Origin of the sequence: Holdemania filiformis (assembly GCF_003459085.1) — a bacterium.
Taxonomy (GTDB): Bacteria; Bacillota_I; Bacilli_A; order Erysipelotrichales; family Erysipelotrichaceae; genus Holdemania; species Holdemania filiformis.
This window is the reverse complement of the sequence record NZ_QRUP01000009.1, coordinates 25942-45885: the sequence shown is the minus strand read 5'-3', so window position 1 is coordinate 45885 and position 19944 is coordinate 25942. Positions and strand designations below refer to the sequence as shown.

Below are 19944 nucleotides of genomic sequence, written 5' to 3'. Positions count from 1 at the left end.
GGAGAAATTTAACGATGGCATTTATTTTATTAGGCGTCGGACTGGCGCTGGTGATCGCATCCAAAATTTTTTACAACCAGCGCTGCGCCGCCGGCCAGGGGATTCCCTATAATCAAAAAGAAAAGCTGATGCTTTACGGCGGCTATGTCTTGTTGGGGATTGCTTTTACGTTGGCTGTGTTCAATTTAGCGTAACATTTCTGAATTTTCCGGACGTCGGACTAAACGAAGCTGGCGTCCGGTTTTTTCTGTTCAATTTAGACAAACATGCCCCGCTGTATTTGCGGTTTAGCGTTAATTCTGATATACTGGCTATCAGTTTAGGAGGATGATTATGGCATCAGATCCCGGCGGTAACGCCATCGCCATGCAGCTGTTGCTGCTGGTACTTCTTACGTTAGTCAACGCTTTCTTCGCAGGAGCAGAAATGGCTATCGTTTCCGTGAACAAAAACAAAATTAAAATGCTGGCTGAGAAAGGTAACAAAAAAGCCCGGCTGATCGAAGGACTGTTCGACGACTCGACTAAATTCCTGTCGACGATCCAGGTTGCGATCACCTTTGCGGGTTTCTTCTCCAGCGCCTCGGCCGCCACCGGTATTTCGCAGGTGCTGGGCGGATGGATGGCACAGTACGGCATCCCGTACAGCTCCACGATCGCGGTCGTGCTGGTTACGATTATTCTGTCCTACTGCACGTTAGTCTTCGGCGAGCTTGTGCCCAAACGGATCGCGCTGCAGAAAGCAGAGCAGTTCAGTTTGATGTGCGTCCAGCCGATCCTGGTCATTTCGCGCGTACTCTCGCCGTTTATCAAGCTGCTTTCCTTGTCAACCAACGGCTTCTTGCGGTTGTTGGGGATGAAGACGGAGAACCTCGAGGAAGAAGTCAGTGAGGAGGAAATCCGTTCGCTCGTGCACAGCGGCCGCGCCAGCGGCGTGTTTAACGATACACAGACGGAAATGATCGACTCGGTCTTCACCTTTGATGATAAAACTGCGCGCGACGTCATGGTTCCGCGGCAGGAAGTCGTGATGCTCGATATGGACGAGCCGATTCGTCCGCAGTTAAAAGAACTGCTGGGCACCCGCCTGAGCCGGTTTCCGGTTTATCGGGATACCAGCGACAACATCATCGGCATTTTAAATATAAAAGATTTGATGATCGCGATCTCCGAGGGAGAAACTGATCAGTTAAAGCTGGAATCGCTGCTGCAGAAACCTTATTTTGTTCCTGACAGCAAGCCGACGGCCGAGCTGTTCCGGGAAATGCAGAAAACGCAGAACCGGATGGCGATCCTGATCGATGAATTCGGCGGTTTCAGCGGGATTACGACCACGGAAGATCTCGTCGAGGAAATCGTCGGCGATCTGCACGACGAATACGAACAGGAAGAACCAGAGCTGATTCAGTTAACGTCCAACGAATATCAGATCGACGGATTGATGAATCTGGATGAACTGAATGAAGAACTGGGCTTAAATCTGGAAACGGAGTATTACGATACTGTTTCAGGTTATCTGATCGAGCAGCTGGGACAGATCCCGCAGCCGGACGAGCATCCGGAAGTTCAAATCGGCATGCTGCACTTCACGGTACAGTCAATGGAAGGCAAGCGGATCGGCAAGATTCATCTGACGATCCAGAATTCCCCGGAGCCGGAAGAAACTGAATCCCATCCGCAATAAGAAGTTCGCTGGAAAACAGCGGGCTTTTTTATTATTCTCAATCCTTTTTTATTGAAAGCCTAAAACAAACTCCTTCAAAAAAATTGAGGAACTGGACTATTCCCTGTGCTATGATAAAGGCAGTCTGAAAATCAGGATTCAGATCCGACACCGTAAAGAAAGAGGGTTACACATAATTCTATCCGATAAAACATTGCAAGCAATGCTGAGCGCCGGGACGTTGACGATCACGCCGCTGATTGAAGACCAGATTCAGCCGGCCAGCGTCGATATCCGCCTGGGAAACACCTTCAGCGTTGTGGAGGATTCCCCTTCCGGGATGATCAACATGGAAAACGAAATTCGTTATAAAACGATCACCTCCGAGAGCTATATTCTGCTGCCTAATCAATTCGTCCTGGCAACGACGATGGAATATTTTGATCTGCCGGACGATCTCACCGCCTTTGTCGAAGGCCGCAGTTCATTAGGCAGAATGGGCCTGTTCATTCAAAATGCCGGCTGGGTGGATCCGGGGTTCAAGGGTGAAATCACGTTAGAACTGTATAACGCCAACCGCTGTGCGATTGAATTAAAAGCGGGCAGACGCATCGGCCAGCTTGTCTTTGCGAAGAAGGATGCACCGACGCTGCATCCGTATAATGGAAAATATCAGGGACAGAAAGGTGCAACGGGCTCCCGGGTGTTTCTGGATAACGAAAATCAACGCTAAGTCACATAAAAAAACGAGAAGCAGGACGCGGATCAAGAATCCTTCCGTCATTAATTCTCGTTTTTTATTTCATTCAAACAGCGGTGAAGAAACAATGGATCAAAGCCCCATGACGGGACACCCTTCCAGCTCTGAAACAATTTTCGCAAGCGTATTCTCATCCCCGACATTGCCGGGAAAGATGACGACGGGCAGATCTGGAAAGCGGCTGGCGGAATCACAGCGAACTACTCCGATGCCGGGCTCAATCTGGCCTAGCACCCATTCCCGCCGAACCCGAAGCCCCCGCGTCAGACAATCGCTGGACGTGATCCCGCCCTTGGTTATCATAAACCGCGGCGAGACCGTCAGCTGTTCAACGATCCGGATAAACTGATCGTTAATCGCCTGCGTCAGCCGCAGTTGATCTTCCGCGCTTCCCTGCGCCAAATCCACACGTTCCCGCCGGGTCTGCAGCACAACTGTGATCCCGGCTGCCAGCTTTTGATTGACAAGCCTGGCACAGCGCTCACTTTCCTCAGCCAGCGTTCCTTGCAGGATCTGGTGCTGGTCAAAGATAATCGTTTCCAGGCAGGAATTCCGGCGAAGCACTTCCAGCTGACGCGTCGTTTTCTGAACATGCGAACCGGCGACGATCAGCCCGCCGTTCTGATTCTTCCGCTGTACGCAAACCTGCGGATCCAGCAGCGGTTTTTCTGACTGATCCGCAAAGATCTTGCAGAAAGAGGCCGCGGTTCTAAACAGGAATGTCTTTTCTTTCAGTACGGTCTTTAACGGCGGCATCAGTCCCCGCAGATCATCATCTGTTTCCGCATTGATTATGATTTTCTGAAAGTCATGGGCCTGCCGCAGAATTCTGGTGATCGCAGCTTCATCCTGCGACCGCAAAATTTCCAGGGAAATAGACAGACAGGACGCAGCCGGATAGCGGCCTTGGGTCTTTTCCTCGACATACGCCTTCAGATCGCTGGCGTGAAATCCGAATGTTTTATCCCGGGCAAATTCACTTTCGCCAACCGGCAGCCAACGATCTTCCTGCTTCAAATAATGGAGATCATTCCGCGTAATCCGCATTCCCTGCAAATAGGGGCACAGGATCTCCCCGGCAACCTCAATTTCCTGCTCCTGCAGCACTTCGCGAACTGTTTCCGATTCCAGCGGATAATGCCCCCGCAGCGTCGAATCCGAGCGCAGCACAAGCCAGAACGGAACCCCCGTCTGTTTTGACGCCGCCATCAGATTCTGCGTGCATTCCCGCAGCAGACGGCGCGCCGCTTCCGGCTTCAATGCCCGGGTGTTGGTCAGGATGAAAACCATCGTTTCCTCTTCCCGTAAAAGATTTTCGCAGTCGGCTTCTTCCCACGAGGTATAGACCGCAACATCATGAACCATTTGAATCCCGGTCGGATCGTCGTCAAGCACAACGATCTTCGGTTCTCTGCCAGCGGAAAAACTCATGCCTGCTGCGCAAGCATCTGCTTAACGCGTTCCACCGCTCTGCGCGGACTGGTCAAAACTGGCTTGGAAATCCCCTCCAAATAAGGAAGCATCACCGTCATACTGCCCTGGGCCAGCACAATCACATCGCATTCCTGCTCAGCCTTCTTAATTTCTTTCAGCACGAGCTCATTATGTTTTTCCTGATTCTTTTCCTTCATCAGAATATCCAGTGCCCCGGCAACGAGATATTCCTTTATTTCAACCACTTTCCCCGCCTGTTCCGCCTTTGTGCGGATCAGATTGCAGCTCGGCTTCATCGTGGAACCGACTGTGGCGATCACACCGATCCGGCTTCCCAGCCGTACCGCTTCCTCCGCCATCGGTTCATCAATCTTCAGCAGCGGACAGGTTACCGTCTGTTTCACAAGATCCGCGCTTTCGCCGACAGACGAACATTGATTTAAGATCAGATCCACCCCCATCGACTGCGCCGCCTGCCCATACAGGCACATTCTTCCAATGATCCCCGGCGTGATTCCATTGTTGCGCTTAACTTCCTCCAATAAACTATCGTCGATGATGTTGATCATTTCCACCTCCGGCAAAAGCTCGGCAAACAGCGCTTTCAATTCGTTCAAGGAAACCGGACTGGTATGAATAACCGCGACTTTCTGCATAATGTTCTCCTCCTTTATGCTTTGCTTTCATTGTACAAGAAAGCCGGATATCCGGAGTAAAACAAGCGGTCAGAATAATCCTTGCATTTTTCACTTGTTTTGGACTTTGTTTTTGTTTATCGTCAAAGCTCGTTCTGATCGTCTTCTTTTTTTAGATTATCAGCTTTTCAATTCATTGATCATCATTTCGTTCTTTGACATCCTGGGTCTGCTTTTTTCTTACTCTTATGGAATATCTTTGAGTTCCTGCCGAATCGTAATTTTCTTACGAAATTCTTCATAAGTTTTTCCGATAGTTTTTAAATAAATCTGATATACTGTATTTACAAACGCAAATATGCTGCACAGGAGGTTTACTTTATGAATGATCATGAAGAATATGATCCGATACTAATGTTTTTTATCACCTTCTTTTTCGGAGGTTTCGGCGTCCATCATTTCATCCGCAGACACTACGGATTGGGCGTCTTGTATTTCTTTACGTTCGGCGTCATGGGGATCGGCTGGCTGATCGATACGATCCGGGCCTTTGTCGCGATGTTCAAGACCAGCAGCGAACCGCAGACCGGAGGACACCGCTGTCGCCAATGCGGACGCCGCATCGAGCCTAACCGTGATTCCTCTTTATGCCGGCATTGCGAGGAACAGATGGAACAGGACTACCTGCAGATCTCCAAGCATTTCACCCGCGTCATCGATGAAGTTGAAAAAGGGCAGCCGCATTTAGAGGACTATCTGCGCCGCTTTGACATTCTGAACAAAGACGTTGAACAGATGTGGGATTTAGCTCAGGACATCGACGTGGAACCTCCATTCCACCAAAGTGATCTGCGGAAAGCGATGGATCGCAAATTCGCCGAAGCCGTCAGCACGCGGATTTCGATGGCACTGGAAAAATCTCAGATTACGATGGATACGCTCAAACTGAAACAGGAATTAATGGCATTGACCGAAGAACTGATCGACTGCAAATATCATTTTCCGAAATACGCTGAACTGATTGCGCCGATGATTGAAAAAACAAAAGAAACGTTGAACAAAATCTAAAATTCACACAGGAAGGACGACAAGGAAGTCGTCTTTTTCTCTAGAATTTCGCTAAAACCTTTGACATCCGGAGATGGATCCGCTATAATATAAAAGCACTTGGAGAATTGGCCGAGTGGTTTAAGGCACCATCTTGGAAAGGTGGCGAAGTGGCAACGCTTCCGTGAGTTCGAATCTCATGTTCTCCGCCATGTGTAAATAAAGGCTTAACCAAGCCTTTTTTCTTTATTTTCTCAGGTATTTTTTATCAATCCTTAAGAATTGACACACCGCTTTTGTGCTATGCTAAAGATAGTTTCTAAAAGGAGGAATTGGCATTGGATTTTATGATAATGCAGTGGATCACGCAGGTCTTTCAATCCCCGGTGATGACGGCGGTTATGCGCTTTATTACCGGCTGGGGAAATTTAGGCGCGCTGTGGATCTGTTTCGCATTTTATTTTTACTTTATCAAAAAGGATCGCCGAACGGCAGCGTTTCTGCTTCTGGCCGTTATCCTGACCTGGTCGCTGAATGATTTAGTGATCAAACAGCTGGTCGACCGCCCACGGCCGTTTATGACGCATGCCGAACTCCCGGCGTTAATCACGATGCCGACGTCCAGCTCGTTTCCTTCCGGCCATACCGCCACCTCGTTTGCGGCGATGATGATTTTATTCGCTTATGGCGGGTCCTATAGATGGATGGGATTAGGCAGTGCGGTTTTGATCGCCTTCTCGCGGATTTATCTGCATGTTCATTATCCATCCGACGTTCTGGCAGGCTGTCTTGTCGGGATCTGCATCGGCGCTTTGCTTGTTCGTCTGATGAAACAGCGCGGCGGCAAACTTGCATCGGCAACCGGGGAAAAGTGCTAATTTCCCCTTGATTTCACTCTGGGGATCAGATATAATAAATAAGCACATGAATTCCCCAGGTGGCGAAATTGGTAGACGCAAACGACTCAAAATCGTTCGGTAGTGATACCATGCCGGTTCGAGTCCGGCCCCGGGGACCATTAAAAAGACAATCAGACGCAAGTCTGATTTTTTTGTATCTGAGCTTGTATTGATGCCAGCTTTGTCCATTTAGTCATCGCCGTCTATTCTTAAGTTATTTCTTCTTGTTAAACCTTCTATTTTATTTTTCTTAACATTTCATGACGCCGGATCTCTTCGGACCTCGTTTCTGATATACTTAGTTTACAATAAGGAATTCTGCGGAGGTGTCCCATGAAGCAATTTTATTCTATTGTATTCTGTGTTTTGTTTACTGCAGCCTGCGGCCCTAATGACAAACCGGATACCGCCTCTCTGGGATTGTCTGCCGCTCCCGCTCCTTCTGCCAGTGTTCTCGCTTGTTCTTATACCGATGCCTATGCACAGCTGGATCCTGATTCGATTCGGGTGCAGAATCAGCTTTTAGAATTCTCTCCCGGTGCTTTTGAACATGAAACGCTGCTGTCAGCCAGTACCGATGTCGTTATAGCGACAGTCTGTTCGATCGAAGGCGGGAGTACCTACAATGAAAGTAAACAAACTACAATAGCGCCTTATACCTATGGAACGCTGACGATTCTCGAAAGCGTGAAAGGTGATCTATCTTCGGGGCAAACTATTCATTTCACCCGCAGCGGAGGGATTGTCCCGGTTGATGACTATCTCCGGAGTTTAGAGACCGCTCAACGAGAAGCCTTTGCTTCTGCCGCTGAAAAGCCGGCTTATATCAAACAAAAGGTGGATGGAGATATCGACATCGAAGTTGGAAAAACCTATTCAATCTATCTGTCTGATGACGAGGTCTATCAAACTCAATCCAGTTCTTACGCAATCCTCGGCCATCAGGGTGGTTTGCGTGAGATCCGTAACAGCGAGAATCTACCAGTGACTCCGGAAACTTCGTTTTCGAATCTTGAAGCTTATCAATTGACAACTGACAGCTGGGAATCTTTGAATCTTCTCTTCAGCGATTAACACCGCCCGTGGAATAAGAAAGGAATTGATATCTTTCAATGATGAAAAAAATCAGATTCTGGATCTGCGCGATCTTTGCTTATTGTCTGTTTTTCCGTCTGACCCTAATTCTTTGCGCCATGACGCTCGAAAAAGTAATTGTCGATCTTTTCTTGCTTAATACCCTGGTTATGCTTATTCTCGTCAGTCTGCCGTTCATGTTTACAGGGCTAGCGATGTGGTGCCTGCGCCGCTATTTTCCCGGCTTATTTTAACAACGGTTACTCCGTGTACATCGGTCAGAAACGAATTTGCTTACGAAAAGCCCTTAAAAATGGTAAAATAGAGATAGAGATTCACCTTTTGAAAGGGGGAACGAGCTTCATGTTTAAAGAAAAGGATTATGTACGATATGGTTCGCGGGGAATATTTCAGGTTGAACAGATTATTAAAAAAGAGCTGAAACCGCGTCATCCTGAAACGTGCTATGTGCTCAGTTCCGTTTATGGCATTCACACGCAAATAGTAACACCGGCCTCCAATCCGCAGCTGCGGCGAGTCATGAACCGCGAAGAAATCGATCGGATGATCGATGAAATGCCGTTGTTGGAATCCGACTGGATTGACGATAAGCGCAAACGGGAGGAAACCTACCGCGCTATTTTAGAAGAAGGCAACGGGCGGAAATTGGCACAGCTGATCGTCTCCATTTATTCCCAGAAGCAGGATAAGCTGAAAGACCGAAAATCGTTGTCACGCACGGATGCGGAAATGTTGGAACGGGCAGAAGATCTGCTTCATGAGGAAATTTCCCTGTCGTACAAAATAAAAAAAGAAGAGGTTGCCGATTACCTCCTCAGCCGGCTCAAAGACAAATAAGCTAACAATCACGGAAAACAGTATCCGACGCTGAATTTTCCGTTTTTTTATGAACTTTGACCCCCGTGTGCGCTGATTCTTCTTCCTCGTCGTCAAACACATAATCATTGAGCTCCGGAAAGTCCAGAAATTCAGTCAATGTCATGTTGAAACCCAAGGCAATATGATGCAGCGTGCTGACGCGCGGATCCTTCGTATTGCCGCGAATGATATTGTCCAGCGTGGACTGACGTAAAGAGGACATCTTTGCCAGCCGGTGGATCGTAATTCCACCTCGCTGACGACATAGATCTTTAATACGGTTGATAAGCATCTCAGAATATTCCATGATCCGGTCCCCTTTCCCTTTTTAATCGCGGTCTTCCTCAATTATAAAAAGCCTCGGTCCTTATCATAACAAGTAAATGTCCAGTTTATACCCGAATATGGTTAATCATTCCCTTTCAGGATTAAAAAAGAATTTCCGTTTTTGAAAATTTTTCTGTAAACTTCTCTTGATCAGTCAAAAAAAGCGTACAGCTTCCGCGATACGCTCCTCTTCTTTTTATGATGTAGACCGTTTAAACAAATCCAGATACGAAACACCGTTTTCCGGTGCTGTGACGCCAAAGAAATCGCAGCATGTCGCGCCGTTGTCGGACATTGTGCGGCGTGTGCCAATTTTAACGCCTTCCAGTCCTTTGCGGTAAATCAGCAGCGGAACGCATTCGCGGGTATGCCGGCTGTTGCCGATATTGGGATCATTCCCATGATCGGCCTGAACGATCAAGATATCGTCTTCCGTCAGCCACGGCAGAATTTCCGCCAGTCCTGCATCTGCCTGTTCCAGAATCCGCCTGTATTCCGCACTGTCCTGCGAATGTCCCGCCAGATCGGTTTCCTGAACGTTCGTGCAGATAAAACCAGTGTCGGTATTTTTTACAGCGTCCAGCGTCAGCCGCATACATTCCGGCGTCGGGACACAGGAAATACTGGTGCCCAGATCGTTGGCGACGATATCCGCAACCTTGCCGATCAGCACGCAGGGAATCCCGGCCTTAGTCAGGATCGTCGGAACCTGGACATGTTGATTCACGCCATAGCCTAAATGGCGGCATTGATAACCCTGTTCATAAGATTTGGATTTTGCCGAAGCGATGCCGATGAACTGGCCGTTTTTAATTTCCTCGGCTGCATATAAATCCTGCATGGTATTCCCGGTTCCACCAAACACAATCACCCGGCCAACCGTTACCACCTCGCGCACCTGTTCCGCGATTTCTACTTCTTTTTCAAAAGAAATCAGATCCAGCGGAGCGGTCACATTGTAACACATGCCCAGATCCGCTTCCAGATTGTCCGCAACGGTGACGAAATCATCGCAAACCACATACCGCAGCCCCTGGCGTTCAATGATCTCGACATGATGGCCATTCGCTTTCAAATGCCGGGCAACAATGTCGACCTTCTGTTGGAACGGATGGACTTCCGGCCGCTTCGGCAGAGTCCCCATTATCTCCTGATGGCCCATAAACGTATCCGCGCCGAAATGCATCAGTTCACTTTTACCAAAATTGGCCTGAGGATTAAATTTCATCTGTGCGCTTTCACTTCCATACGCATTCATCAGTCCCAGTTTTTCCAGCGTTGGAAGCTTCAGATCCGGATGATCACGCAGGATACTGCGCAGCGTGTTCGCTTTTTCATCGCCCGGCCTGACAGTGGCAGCGTCGGCCATTGCCCCGATGCCGAAGCCGTCCAGCACCACGATAATAAATCGTTTACTCATCCGCTTCACCCCCGCGTTCAGGCTTCATTGGCTTCCTGAATGCTTTCTGCCAGGATTCTTAACACGGTATCCGCGCCGGAACGATTCGGATTAATGCGGATCATCGTGTCGCCATACCGCGGATCGGATTTCAGGAATGTCCCGGAGACGCGGTAAAACATCGGCGCCAGTTCGTACTTGGATTCCGCACCGACGGGATTCGGCAAAGCGCCGCGTTTTTCCGCCGCCGCCAGCACTTTTTTCGCGATCGGGGTATCCAATTCGACGAGCAGCACCTTCGACTGAGCGTTGGCAATGTAGGCGTTCTTAATGCCCTTGACCTCGCCTGCCTGAATCCGCCGGAGAGCGTCCTTGACCGCTGCGTCCGTCAGCGCCAGCATCACCGGCGCGTAAGTCAGGCCGCGCAGCACTTCCAACGCTTCCCAGCCCTGCGTCTGACAGCCGCCGGAATAGTGCATCTTGCGGATCCGGTCTACAATCGCTTTCCTGCCGACGACGCAGCCGATCCCTTCCGGCCCCTGAAGCTTAAACGTCGAGAAGCAGGAAACGTCCGCGCCGCATTCGCAGCCAATTTTATCAACCTTCATAACGCCGTAGTTATCATCAATTAAAACTGGAATGTCCGCCGTATGCTTGATTGTCTTAATCACGTCCGCCAGAGAATAACCATCATCAATCTTCTGCCGGCTGTGCTGAACCAGCGCCCCGCGGATATCCGGATTTTCCCGCAGCGTTTGCACAATCGCCGCGTTGTCGTTGAAATCAGCCTGAACAGGAATCAGACCGAACATTTCAAAACTGGTCTGCGTCGTTGAATACGCCGGAGCCTTGTGAATCAGAATCTTCTGACCGCATTCGATCATTGCGCTTAAGCCGTAGCGGATCGCGCCGGTACCGCTGCCGCGGACTAAGATGCAGTCCTCCGCGCCGAAGAATTCCGCAATTGTCTGTTCCGCTTTTCGCGTCGTTTCCGGCTGGTTGCCTGGCTGATGCACGCCCAGATCGCCGCGCGTCAGACTTTCCGCACCGCGGAAATGGTGCGTGATGCAGTCAACCAACTTAAACTGCTTCTGCATCGCCTGTTCTAAGGTCATATTTTCTAATGGATATACGTTCATACTACCCTCCTAAATTTCATAGCCGTCTATAAAATAGTTGTTCAGATCCAGAAAATACCGTTCGATCAGTTCGTCGTGCGCTTCCTCAATCCGCTCGCCCAGACAGAGCAGCCGCGCGATTTTATCCGGTTTGCTTTCACACATCAAGAGTGTCGCGGTGCCCAGCGCTGACTGAGGCAGCGACAAGGCCGTAGCGCCGGCCAGATTGCATACCCGGACATACCCCTTGCCCGCCGCCCGCTGAAGACTGCGGGTACGTTCGTCGAAATGGCCGAACAGCGAATCGCCGAAGCCTTCCAGATCGATTGGTCCCTCGGTGATCATAAAGACGTCGCAGCGGCTCAGAACTTCCTGCAAAAAATCCGTCAGTTCAGCGCGTGGTGCGGCCGGATCCTTGATCGCAATGACCTGTGCGTCAATTCCGGGATATTCCCGATCCGCGAAAACGAGGCCTGCCGACGCCGCGGGCGTGATGCCGATCGCCGCCTTGATCGCCCGGTATAATATCTTTTTGTCCCGGGCCATAAACCCGATCGAATTGCCAACCGTGATGTTGTCGGTGTTCGGCTTGAGATGCTGCGGACGATCCGCTTCAATCCGCTTAGAGATAAAACTTATGATATTCAGACTGATCGCGGGCGCCAGGACGCTGCCCCCGCCGTCGTTGCCGATGCCCAAATCATTGATCCCCGCGAACACATTGATCGCCGTACCGGACGAAGAACCGGACATGTACCGGCCGCTGATCGGATTGATCAGCTGAGTATCGACGGCGCGGCCCGCCAGCTGCGACTTCTTGTCGATCGTATGCAGCGTGAAGCCCGCAGGTTCCAATTTGTGCATCAATGTATTCGGGATGGAACGGACATTCTTAATTCCGACCAGAAGCTTATCCGGATCTCCATCCAGCACCTGGACGATTGATCCGTAAGGATTCAATAACGCCGTTTTATGCTGCAGCAAATAGTTCTCTTTCATTTTGATCTACTCCCAATTCACCGGAATTTCCCGGCCCTGACTGTCAAAAATCCCGCTGATGCGCGGATGCCCCTGACCGAGCCCCTCAACGATCGCGACATGGCTGCGGGTCGTGAAAATCTGAGCCCGGAAACACATCAGCGCGGTATCGGAAACCGTGCAGTTGTGATCGATTTCAAAATGATAGTCGATGGAATCATCGTCCGGCGCCTGAATGTTGAATTGCTGCGCGTGCGCGAGATCGCGGCCGACCAGGACATGCGCCATATGCCCGCGCCGGTAATGACCGCCGCCAAAGCAGTACGCCTTGTCCTTATAATTGTGCGAAATTTCCGAAACATAAAGATAACCGATGTTCTCCGGCTCGCGGCTGGCTTTGTGCAGCGGCGTCGTTCCGGTCAGCCCGTGGCCGGGTTCGCCGTTGTTGCCGCCGAGCTGACGGATCGTGGGAATCGAGGCGCAGCAGGTCGCGCTGGGAATGTTGATCAGCAGCTCACCGGGTACTTTATCCTTGAGATACGCAATGGCCCGAAGCAGACCGTTGACATTGCTTGTGGGTTCAATGGTTTGGGTTTTTTCACTGTAAAGCAGCGCCGGGAACACGGTCACCCCGCCGATCCGCACATGCTTGAGCGTTCTGACTTTCTCCAGGATTTCCGGCAGCTGCCGGCTGGAGAAACCGGCAACCTGGCCGGAATACAGACTGGCGTCATCGTCCGTAATCCGGATCATGAGCGGCTGGACGCAGTTCAGCTCGGCCGCAGCCCGGTTGATCTCCTCCATCTTTTCCAGACTGTAAACCGTCATCACCTCCGGATGCGCCGCAATGATTTTCTTCAGTGCGGCCTTCGGCGTCTGAACCAGATGGCCGACATTGCCCAAGCGGATTCCATTTTCAATCATCACCAGTGCTTCCTTGTAATCGACCGCGACGCACCCGGCGAACCCCAGCTCCATCAAGCGCCGGGCAACAACCGGATTGCGGCCCAGCTGTTTCAGCATGAAGAACAATTTTACTTCGTTCTGCCGGGCGACATTTAACATTCGCTTTCCATTTTCAGTAATCGTATCGAGATCCAACAGATAGGTATCGGGAAGAATCAGACCCTGCTGATGCGCGTGGAAGGCGAATTCGATCAGTTTTGAATTATTCTGCAGGCATTGATTCAAAAACATACTCTACCTCCACTCGTTATCTAAAATGCGCGCCGGATTGTCCACCAGACAGCGCTGAATCTGCCGGTCTGAAGCGCCGATCTGTTTCAGAAGCGGAATCACCCATTTCATGACGCTTAAATAACCATCGCCGCCCTGGCTTGTAAAATAAGTCCGGCGGGAGATATCGTTGCTGAAAAGCAGATGGTCGCCATAGCCGGCTTCCATGATCGCCAGCGCATTGCGGGCCCGCGTTTCATCCGGCATATAGGCTTTTTTGCCGCAGGTATCAAACGCGATGTTCACGCCGTACTTCAACAACTGGACATGATACTTCGTGTCGTCAATCAAATCCTGATGTCCGACGATGATCTTATCCGGATCCATGCCTTCCGCCAGCAGTGTTTCAATCGTTTCCACGGCGGTCGCCCGGCCGGTGTGAGTCGATACGGCCGCACCGGTCTGCCGGGACGCGATGCCCGCAGCCTTGAGAATCTTCTTTTCTTCCCCCTCAAAGCGTTCCGGGGACGAAGCGATCTCAGCGATGATGCCGGCTTTGATTCCGGTATCGTCGATCCCTTCCGTCAGTTCCCTGACATACACTTCCGCGATCGCCGCGGCGCTGGCCGACGCCAGCCATTCCGGATGATACTGGGTTAAATAAAACCCCGTGGACGCCACGATCGTCAATCCGGTGTCCAGACTGATCTGTTTTAATTTGCGGACGTCGCGGCCTAAATCAATCGTGCTGACCTCCACAGCCGCCTGAACGCCCAAGGCCATCATCTTTCTGATTTCCGGTTCAACTTCCTCCGGCGTTTCAATCATGCTGATGCCGTCATGCCGAACCCGGTCTAAATCCACGATGAAGTGTTCATGACACAAAGTGACGCCCAGCTTTTCTTTTTCAATATCATTTAATACTGTACGGATCATTGAATACCCTCCTTGTATAAAAAGAAAGAGGCATCCGAAGATGCCCCTAAATCAATGCCTCCTATTCAGGTTTTCCTTCAGATTTATCAATCAGAGCCTGTACCAATGCTGGAACTACTTGTTCAGTATGAGTTTTAACATAGCCAAACGCCTTATGATTTCCTGAATAAATGAGATGACGAATTTGTTTTTCATTCGGACAATTGCCTTGTTTGGAAACCGTCAGACAGTTTCCGTAACCCAATACCATGATCGCCGTCGCAATCGATCCGCCGCCCCCGGTCATACAGCTTCCTAAGTAAAAATCCACATCGCCGCTTTTAACTTTGCGCGCCGCGATCATATCCGGATCCAGGGAAGTTTCAACAAGGCCCGGGAATTTCTTCTCAATAATCTGTTTTGTTTGTAAAGCGGTCAAGCCGCAGCATTCAATTTTTAACATAAGCAATTCTCCTCTTCTATTCCATTACAATACGACTAGGCCAAGAAAGATCATGATGTTGAACAGAATGCCGACCGCAACCGCCGCTAACGGGCCGACCGCCGACTTCGGAATCCGCTGTCCGGTGACGTCGTTGAGAACGAAGAATCCGCCGACGATCATGATGCCGACCGCGCCCCATGTCGCGTTCGCCGCCAGGAAGGAACCGGCAACCAGCGCCAGACCGATACAGGAAACCATCGCGTCGCGGATATAGTCGCCGCATTTGGAGAGTTCCGGGAATTTCGACAAGCCTTTGCCCAGCAAGCCCAACAGCTGAATTTCAACAAATTCCGCAGCGAAGCCGAAGATCGGAGCCAGCCACCAGGTTGGCGCCAGACAGCCGACCAGCATGACGGAGGTCAACCCGACTGCCTGATAAACACCGGTAGCCAGAGCCGTCGATACGATCAAAGGGATAAACGCGATAATGACACCGATCATGGCCAGTTCAAACGTCCCCATATTTCCCGCTAAAACGGCCGAGGACAAAACGTACGGCTGGTAAGCCTGAGCCAGAACATGAATGCCTAATGCGTTCAGTGCGCCCTGGATGCACAGATAAACCCAGTTGCTCTTGATCCGATTGGCGTTCTTCGTAAACAGGTTTTCGGTTTCCGAATCGTTTTCCACGCTTTCTGAATTCTTGCTTCCGTTGATGGAATAAACAAGCAGACAGATCATACCGGCCAGCATCGCGAAGGTGTACGGATACAGGCTGACGGAGATCGAGCCGATTTTTACAGCGCCGACAACCGTACAGAAAATATAGACGACCGCTTCGATCACGCCGGTTGTAATTCCCTTTTTAGCCCCGAACTGGCTTGCGATCGCAACCGCTGGGAACATACAGAACACCGGCAGCGCCGGGGTGCTGATCTGCGTCAGGTCGTTTAAGAAGTTATACGGCAGAGCTGTGAATGCAGAATTGATGAAACTGGTGCCGAAAGCGCACAGCGCGCCATACGCACCGCCGATGATTAACGCGACCCACTTATTCGGCGACCAGGCGCCCAGGCAGTCGGTGGCGATTAAGGTCAGATGGCAGGCGATCAGCCCCGTGCCCAGCCACTGGCTGAAGCCGGCCAGAACCCAGCCGAAGCCCATGCCGGTTACGACGACCGCGAACTCAGCCCGCGTCATCCGGCCTTCCATTAATTCTGGAAAAACCGGACGTGCCCCATCGTTGAAGTTGGAAATACATTTGTGCGAAAGCAAGCTGGCCCAGGCACAGATCGCAATCAGAACGATCGCACGAAACGGCAGTGAAAATTCAAAATTAGTAATGATTCCTTCCATGTTTACCTCCTCTTACTAACATGATTCCCCTCAATTTAATTGCCGCAGCCTTCTGCCAGCCGGGCGATTAAATTATTTATGTGAAGCAGCGCGTAATCTTGTTCGGTTGGGTTTAAGCGATTGCGCGTTGCCGCCATAACATCCTTGAGCATCTGCAGCGATTGCGGATAACTGTCAAGACCTTCCAGTTCCGCCTTGACTTCCGGTGGCAGCGGTTCGACTTCCTCCCCGGTCGCACTCCGCCCGAAGGCTGCGCACAAATGCGCGATAAACGTATCGGCGTTTTCTTCCTGAAGCACGATATGATATTTCTGGTCAAACATCGTGATGATCGCCTGCACGTCCGCGACGTCATCCGGCTGGATCATGCCGCCCTCCAGATACAGATTCAGTCTTTCCGTAAAATCCATTTTTTCAGTTTCCTTTCTTCTTATTTTTCACCGGCTGACTTTTACCTTTTTGCACCGGCATATACCGAAGTCCGAATAATTTGTCCGTCAGCGCCAGACAGAGCTGATCGGAAAACTGCGTGATCACGATCGCAAGCGAACAGGTGACGATCAAAGCGACATAACTGGTCACCGTTCCCAGCCGGCTGCAGCCGTACATCAGCAGACTGACGACAACCGCCACGAATAACATGCGGACATACTTCAATTTTCGCTGAGTAGGCAAATCCAGCACCATCACGGCGTGACAATGCGGGCATTCCCATGATTTCCGCAGCTTCATTTCCTTAACGGTTTCGGTCTTTCCACATCGGTAGCATTTCATTTCCTTCATCTTATCCCACCCAATATACATTATTCTGTATTTACAAATTCAGTATAGCCCTGACAAGTGAGAAAGTCAACAAGCAAAATACATTTTTATGTATTTTGAAGTTCGATCTAATTTTCTTACCTGCCGCGCCGTTCTCACGCCGTTTACCATTTTGGTTTATTTTCTCATTGGCGCTGAATTCTTCACTTGTTTCCTTCGCGCCAGCGGCCAGTGGGAAAACAAAAAAAGAGCCGGTTTTCACCGGTCCTTAAACAGCTGACGGACTATCGAAGCCGGGTTAGTAGCTCGGCGTTATTTTTTCTTCCAGAACCAGGCGCTGGATATTCAGCACCGTTTCCACATCGACCAATTCTTTGATCAACGTTGAAATTTCATTTTCCTTCGCGACAACCAGTACCGCTTCGGTATTGTCCTTGTTGACCTGCGGGATTGATTTTGTATGGATTTTAACATGCTTATCGTTCGCTTCGTCGATGTTCATGACCGTCGCGTCGATATCGCCGGAAATCACGCGCTCAATGATCCGCGAATATTCGATCTCGATGAATTCGACATTTTTACCCTGGCAGACGAATTTCGTCAGTTCTTTCTGGTCAATTGAGGCAGAGTCGATGCCGATCTTCATGCCGTCCTGGATTTCCTTGATATTGGGATTATGGAACATGATCACGTGGTTGCTTAAATAGGAGCCCGCGCCGAAGCCGACGACGATCTCAATCTTATCGGGATATTTTTCAAGGAAATGATGAGCGGCATATCGGGAAACAACCGCGAAGTCATAGCGCTTCTGCAGGACCATGCTGATGCGGTTAACCGATCCGCGCATGTAGGCCAGGTTGATCGGCAGGTCGTAATTATTTTCCATCGACGCGATCAAACCGGAAGCCAGGCCCTCGTAGCGCCGGCTGTACGGCAGCGGCATCGTGCCCAGCAGCATCCGCACTCCCGCAAATTTAAGCAGCACGCGCATATTTTTCTTCATCAGGTAAGATCCCAAATGTCCCTTGGATTCAATCCGCACCGCTTCATGATCCACCAGCGTCTTGATCGCGTTTTGTACTGTGCCTCTTGCCAGGCTTAATGAATCCACGAATTCGCTGACGGTCGGAATCCGCTCTCCGACGGAATATTTCAGCAATTCCTTGGACACTTTAATCGTTGCGATCGCATTTTTTCCCATTAAATCTTCATAGTACATCATAGTTTATCTCCGTTTATTGAACGATCTTCATGCCGGAACTGACCGGCCTGCTCTTTCTTGTTATTTTATCATCAAACCCGGCAAATTCAAAGGCAGGTTGGCACGCCGGCTGAAATTCCTGTCATTGAGTGAATTGATCTGAAATTTTGCGGATCCTTCCCTTTTTATTAATATAAGGATAGACGCCGGCCTTCAGACAAGGTTGCCTGCGGATAATTTTTCCATTATTTTTAGTCCAGTCGCCGATAAAGTAAGCCTGACTTAAGTTCCGAGGTACTCGTCAATCTGGATCGACAGCAGGAAATTGTGACAGTCCGCTGGATCCTCGCTGGAAAATCCGCTAATCTGACGGGCTTTCTGAATCCGGTATGCCAGAGAATTGCGGTGCAGATGCAGCGCGGCAGCCGTGTTTGTCGGACTGCACTGGCATTGCAGATATGTTTTAAGCGTCGCAAGGAAATCCGTCTGATGTGCTTGATCAAATTCTTTTAAGCGTTGAATTCCGGGATGGATAAAATCGTGCAGCGTCAGTGAGCTGCGGCTAGACAAGGTATGCAGCAAAGTCTTGAAATAAAGGCTGCGGAAAGCGAACAGCCCCTTCGCCGCGCCGGTCACGCACAGACCGCCCTGCAGCATCGCCACGATCACCGGGCAGTGAATCAGGTTGTCCAGCGGATCGCTGAGAATCATCAGCGTATCGGATTGCAGCGCCAGCGTGTTCAGCGCGCCTTGACGATAAGACTTATTCTCCGGCGGTTCAATGAGAAAGTACAGGTCATTTTGATATTGGAAACGTTCAATCACCTGAACACAGCGGTTGATTTCCTCATGATAATATTTCAGCGTGCAGGTTTTGCTTTTCGGGATCTGACTTAACAAAAGACAAAAGCGCCGGTTCTGCAAGTGCGGAAACGCCTGCAGCCGCATCCGGAGTATTTCCGGGTGAAGGAAGCGGCCGTGCAGAATATCCTGGATCAGCAGTTCAAATTGCGTATCGGCCTTCTCCGCCGCGTTGTTTGCTTTAAACAGCTCGATCTGTAAAAGCAGCGCGAGCTGATCGATCAGCCGCACGTCGTTCTGAGTAAACGGTCGGTTCAGCTGAAGCACCTCGATTCCGCCCAACAGATGCGGCAAGGCGCCGATTGAACAGCTGATCAGCTTGAGTTGTTCCCGATTGTAATCGATCAGCTGGGCACAGCGGATGTGATGCCGGCTGAACCGCATGATCGCCGTTTCAACATGATGAAGATATTCCGGCTGCGGTTCCTTATGGATCAGGAAATAATCATAAACCGGGTTGCCGCAAGGTTCCTCCGGACAGGCGCAGATCAAAGAAAACGTTTTATCCATCACGTGGATTGGATTCTGTATGAACTGACAGGCAGTTTTCACCAGAGCGGCCAGACCCTGGCCTGAATTCGCCGTCCGCTGCAGCGCGGACAGCGCCTGCGCATACGCCTCGGTATCGGTCAGCAGCAGCGAGATCGACTGATACAAATCCAGCGCGCTGCCGGTGTGATAAACGACGGCGTTGGCGGCCTGGCTCTCACATTGCGTCAATAGGAAAAAGCTTTGCGGATAGGCCGCCGGATCCAGTGCAAACGGTTCGGCCTGAATATACAATGTCGCGCAGCTCAGCACAGCCGGCTGTTCAAAAATCAGCTGGCAGCAGTGTATCGGCATTTCGCCCAAATTCCGCGGAATCGTCAGGGAATACTCCTGTGCGACAGCCGCGATGATCGCCTGACTTTGCATTAACCTATCGCCCCTTTCTGCGGTGACTCCGCTTTTTCCTCATTTCCTTTACTTTTCGGCATTCTGCACGAAATACTCTGTGAATAATCTAGCAATTGGAT

General features: G+C 50.4%; 21 protein-coding genes and 2 tRNA genes. 9 read left to right on the top strand and 14 right to left on the bottom strand.

Annotated elements, in window-relative coordinates; translation table 11 throughout:
- The first annotated feature begins 14 nt into the window (after positions 1-14).
- From DWY25_RS08635 to dcd, 3 genes are all read left to right on the top strand, one after another.
- Positions 15-194, top strand: a complete 180-nt coding sequence (locus DWY25_RS08635; protein WP_039864190.1) for a hypothetical protein — start codon at positions 15-17, stop codon at positions 192-194.
- Positions 195-333: 139 nt separating this feature from the next.
- Positions 334-1683: a hemolysin family protein gene (locus DWY25_RS08630; RefSeq protein ID WP_220412929.1), complete on the top strand. Its 1350-nt coding sequence runs from the start codon at positions 334-336 to the stop codon at positions 1681-1683.
- 124 nt (positions 1684-1807) lie between these two features.
- Positions 1808-2395: a dCTP deaminase gene (gene dcd / locus DWY25_RS08625; RefSeq protein ID WP_338067138.1), complete on the top strand. Its 588-nt coding sequence runs from the start codon at positions 1808-1810 to the stop codon at positions 2393-2395.
- 99 nt (positions 2396-2494) lie between these two features.
- Here the strand turns inward: dcd and DWY25_RS08620 are convergent, their stop codons facing one another.
- On the bottom strand, positions 2495-3853 hold the full coding sequence (locus DWY25_RS08620; RefSeq protein WP_117894894.1) for a four-carbon acid sugar kinase family protein: 1359 nt from the start codon (positions 3851-3853) through the stop codon (positions 2495-2497).
- On the bottom strand, positions 3850-4512 hold the full coding sequence (locus tag DWY25_RS08615) for an aspartate/glutamate racemase family protein (RefSeq protein ID WP_181981759.1): 663 nt from the start codon (positions 4510-4512) through the stop codon (positions 3850-3852). Before DWY25_RS08615 ends, DWY25_RS08620 begins: the two co-directional genes overlap by 4 nt.
- A gap of 360 nt (positions 4513-4872) precedes the next feature.
- Between DWY25_RS08615 and DWY25_RS08610 the strand changes: the two genes are divergently transcribed.
- The 6 genes from DWY25_RS08610 (at position 4873) to DWY25_RS08580 (ending at position 8369) form a co-directional block, all read left to right on the top strand.
- Positions 4873-5559 (top strand): TM2 domain-containing protein, encoded by a 687-nt coding sequence (locus DWY25_RS08610; protein WP_220412928.1) that lies wholly within the window; start codon positions 4873-4875, stop codon positions 5557-5559.
- Between the two features lie 101 nt (positions 5560-5660).
- Positions 5661-5750 (top strand) — tRNA-Ser (locus DWY25_RS08605).
- A gap of 135 nt (positions 5751-5885) precedes the next feature.
- Complete coding sequence (locus DWY25_RS08600; protein WP_244925953.1) at positions 5886-6416, top strand: phosphatase PAP2 family protein; 531 nt, start codon at positions 5886-5888, stop codon at positions 6414-6416.
- A gap of 53 nt (positions 6417-6469) precedes the next feature.
- A tRNA-Leu gene (locus DWY25_RS08595) sits at positions 6470-6556 on the top strand.
- Positions 6557-6770: 214 nt separating this feature from the next.
- The gene (locus DWY25_RS08590) at positions 6771-7511 is read left to right on the top strand and encodes a hypothetical protein (RefSeq protein ID WP_117894891.1); all 741 of its coding nucleotides are present in this window, start codon (positions 6771-6773) and stop codon (positions 7509-7511) included.
- A gap of 363 nt (positions 7512-7874) precedes the next feature.
- Positions 7875-8369: a CarD family transcriptional regulator gene (locus tag DWY25_RS08580; protein WP_117894889.1), complete on the top strand. Its 495-nt coding sequence runs from the start codon at positions 7875-7877 to the stop codon at positions 8367-8369.
- A gap of 1 nt (position 8370) precedes the next feature.
- On the opposite strand, the gene DWY25_RS08575 is transcribed toward DWY25_RS08580, so the two are convergent.
- The 12 genes from DWY25_RS08575 to DWY25_RS08520 all read right to left on the bottom strand — a co-directional run bounded on the left by DWY25_RS08575 (position 8371) and on the right by DWY25_RS08520 (position 19843).
- Positions 8371-8697, bottom strand: a complete 327-nt coding sequence (locus DWY25_RS08575) for a helix-turn-helix domain-containing protein (RefSeq protein ID WP_117894888.1) — start codon at positions 8695-8697, stop codon at positions 8371-8373.
- Positions 8698-8913: 216 nt separating this feature from the next.
- On the bottom strand, positions 8914-10137 hold the full coding sequence (locus tag DWY25_RS08570; protein WP_117894887.1) for a phosphopentomutase: 1224 nt from the start codon (positions 10135-10137) through the stop codon (positions 8914-8916).
- Between the two features lie 17 nt (positions 10138-10154).
- Positions 10155-11255: an aminotransferase class V-fold PLP-dependent enzyme gene (locus DWY25_RS08565; protein WP_117894886.1), complete on the bottom strand. Its 1101-nt coding sequence runs from the start codon at positions 11253-11255 to the stop codon at positions 10155-10157.
- A 9-nt stretch (positions 11256-11264) separates the two neighbouring features.
- Positions 11265-12233, bottom strand: a complete 969-nt coding sequence (locus DWY25_RS08560; protein WP_117894885.1) for an amidase — start codon at positions 12231-12233, stop codon at positions 11265-11267.
- A 6-nt stretch (positions 12234-12239) separates the two neighbouring features.
- Positions 12240-13409 carry an alanine racemase gene (locus tag DWY25_RS08555; RefSeq protein ID WP_117894884.1) on the bottom strand — a complete coding sequence of 390 codons (1170 nt, stop codon included), beginning with the start codon at positions 13407-13409 and terminating at the stop codon, positions 12240-12242.
- Between the two features lie 3 nt (positions 13410-13412).
- Positions 13413-14324, bottom strand: a complete 912-nt coding sequence (locus tag DWY25_RS08550; RefSeq protein ID WP_117894883.1) for a phosphotriesterase family protein — start codon at positions 14322-14324, stop codon at positions 13413-13415.
- A gap of 61 nt (positions 14325-14385) precedes the next feature.
- Positions 14386-14766, bottom strand: coding sequence for a DUF2620 family protein (locus DWY25_RS08545; protein ID WP_006058655.1), 381 nt, complete (start codon positions 14764-14766; stop codon positions 14386-14388).
- Positions 14767-14790: 24 nt separating this feature from the next.
- Entirely contained in the window at positions 14791-16104 is a 1314-nt protein-coding gene (locus DWY25_RS08540) for a YhfT family protein (RefSeq protein WP_117894882.1), read from the bottom strand.
- Positions 16105-16139: 35 nt separating this feature from the next.
- Positions 16140-16514, bottom strand: coding sequence for a hypothetical protein (locus DWY25_RS08535; protein ID WP_006058653.1), 375 nt, complete (start codon positions 16512-16514; stop codon positions 16140-16142).
- A gap of 4 nt (positions 16515-16518) precedes the next feature.
- Positions 16519-16887 carry a hypothetical protein gene (locus tag DWY25_RS08530; protein ID WP_117894881.1) on the bottom strand — a complete coding sequence of 123 codons (369 nt, stop codon included), beginning with the start codon at positions 16885-16887 and terminating at the stop codon, positions 16519-16521.
- A 277-nt stretch (positions 16888-17164) separates the two neighbouring features.
- Complete coding sequence (gene yhfZ / locus DWY25_RS08525) at positions 17165-18088, bottom strand: GntR family transcriptional regulator YhfZ (protein ID WP_006058650.1); 924 nt, start codon at positions 18086-18088, stop codon at positions 17165-17167.
- Between the two features lie 261 nt (positions 18089-18349).
- On the bottom strand, positions 18350-19843 hold the full coding sequence (locus DWY25_RS08520) for a PucR family transcriptional regulator (RefSeq protein WP_117894880.1): 1494 nt from the start codon (positions 19841-19843) through the stop codon (positions 18350-18352).
- Positions 19844-19944 lie beyond the last annotated feature (101 nt).

Excerpts from the sequence above, each read along its gene's own strand:
- DWY25_RS08615 (WP_181981759.1), bottom strand. The coding sequence starts at position 4,512 with ATGCAGAAAGTCGCGGTTATTCATACCAGTCCGGTTTCCTTGAACGAA.
- DWY25_RS08620 (WP_117894894.1), bottom strand. The coding sequence starts at position 3,853 with ATGAGTTTTTCCGCTGGCAGAGAACCGAAGATCGTTGTGCTTGACGAC.
- DWY25_RS08550 (WP_117894883.1), bottom strand. The coding sequence starts at position 14,324 with ATGATCCGTACAGTATTAAATGATATTGAAAAAGAAAAGCTGGGCGTC.
- DWY25_RS08560 (WP_117894885.1), bottom strand. The coding sequence starts at position 12,233 with ATGAAAGAGAACTATTTGCTGCAGCATAAAACGGCGTTATTGAATCCT.
- DWY25_RS08570 (WP_117894887.1), bottom strand. The coding sequence starts at position 10,137 with ATGAGTAAACGATTTATTATCGTGGTGCTGGACGGCTTCGGCATCGGG.
- DWY25_RS08520 (WP_117894880.1), bottom strand. The coding sequence starts at position 19,843 with ATGCAAAGTCAGGCGATCATCGCGGCTGTCGCACAGGAGTATTCCCTG.
- DWY25_RS08630 (WP_220412929.1), top strand. The coding sequence starts at position 334 with ATGGCATCAGATCCCGGCGGTAACGCCATCGCCATGCAGCTGTTGCTG.
- DWY25_RS08555 (WP_117894884.1), bottom strand. The coding sequence starts at position 13,409 with ATGTTTTTGAATCAATGCCTGCAGAATAATTCAAAACTGATCGAATTC.
- DWY25_RS08565 (WP_117894886.1), bottom strand. The coding sequence starts at position 11,255 with ATGAACGTATATCCATTAGAAAATATGACCTTAGAACAGGCGATGCAG.
- DWY25_RS08545 (WP_006058655.1), bottom strand. The coding sequence starts at position 14,766 with ATGTTAAAAATTGAATGCTGCGGCTTGACCGCTTTACAAACAAAACAG.
- DWY25_RS08530 (WP_117894881.1), bottom strand. The coding sequence starts at position 16,887 with ATGAAGGAAATGAAATGCTACCGATGTGGAAAGACCGAAACCGTTAAG.
- yhfZ (WP_006058650.1), bottom strand. The coding sequence starts at position 18,088 with ATGATGTACTATGAAGATTTAATGGGAAAAAATGCGATCGCAACGATT.
- DWY25_RS08535 (WP_006058653.1), bottom strand. The coding sequence starts at position 16,514 with ATGGATTTTACGGAAAGACTGAATCTGTATCTGGAGGGCGGCATGATC.
- DWY25_RS08610 (WP_220412928.1), top strand. The coding sequence starts at position 4,873 with ATGAATGATCATGAAGAATATGATCCGATACTAATGTTTTTTATCACC.
- DWY25_RS08590 (WP_117894891.1), top strand. The coding sequence starts at position 6,771 with ATGAAGCAATTTTATTCTATTGTATTCTGTGTTTTGTTTACTGCAGCC.
- DWY25_RS08635 (WP_039864190.1), top strand. The coding sequence starts at position 15 with ATGGCATTTATTTTATTAGGCGTCGGACTGGCGCTGGTGATCGCATCC.
- DWY25_RS08575 (WP_117894888.1), bottom strand. The coding sequence starts at position 8,697 with ATGGAATATTCTGAGATGCTTATCAACCGTATTAAAGATCTATGTCGT.
- DWY25_RS08600 (WP_244925953.1), top strand. The coding sequence starts at position 5,886 with ATGATAATGCAGTGGATCACGCAGGTCTTTCAATCCCCGGTGATGACG.
- DWY25_RS08580 (WP_117894889.1), top strand. The coding sequence starts at position 7,875 with ATGTTTAAAGAAAAGGATTATGTACGATATGGTTCGCGGGGAATATTT.
- DWY25_RS08540 (WP_117894882.1), bottom strand. The coding sequence starts at position 16,104 with ATGGAAGGAATCATTACTAATTTTGAATTTTCACTGCCGTTTCGTGCG.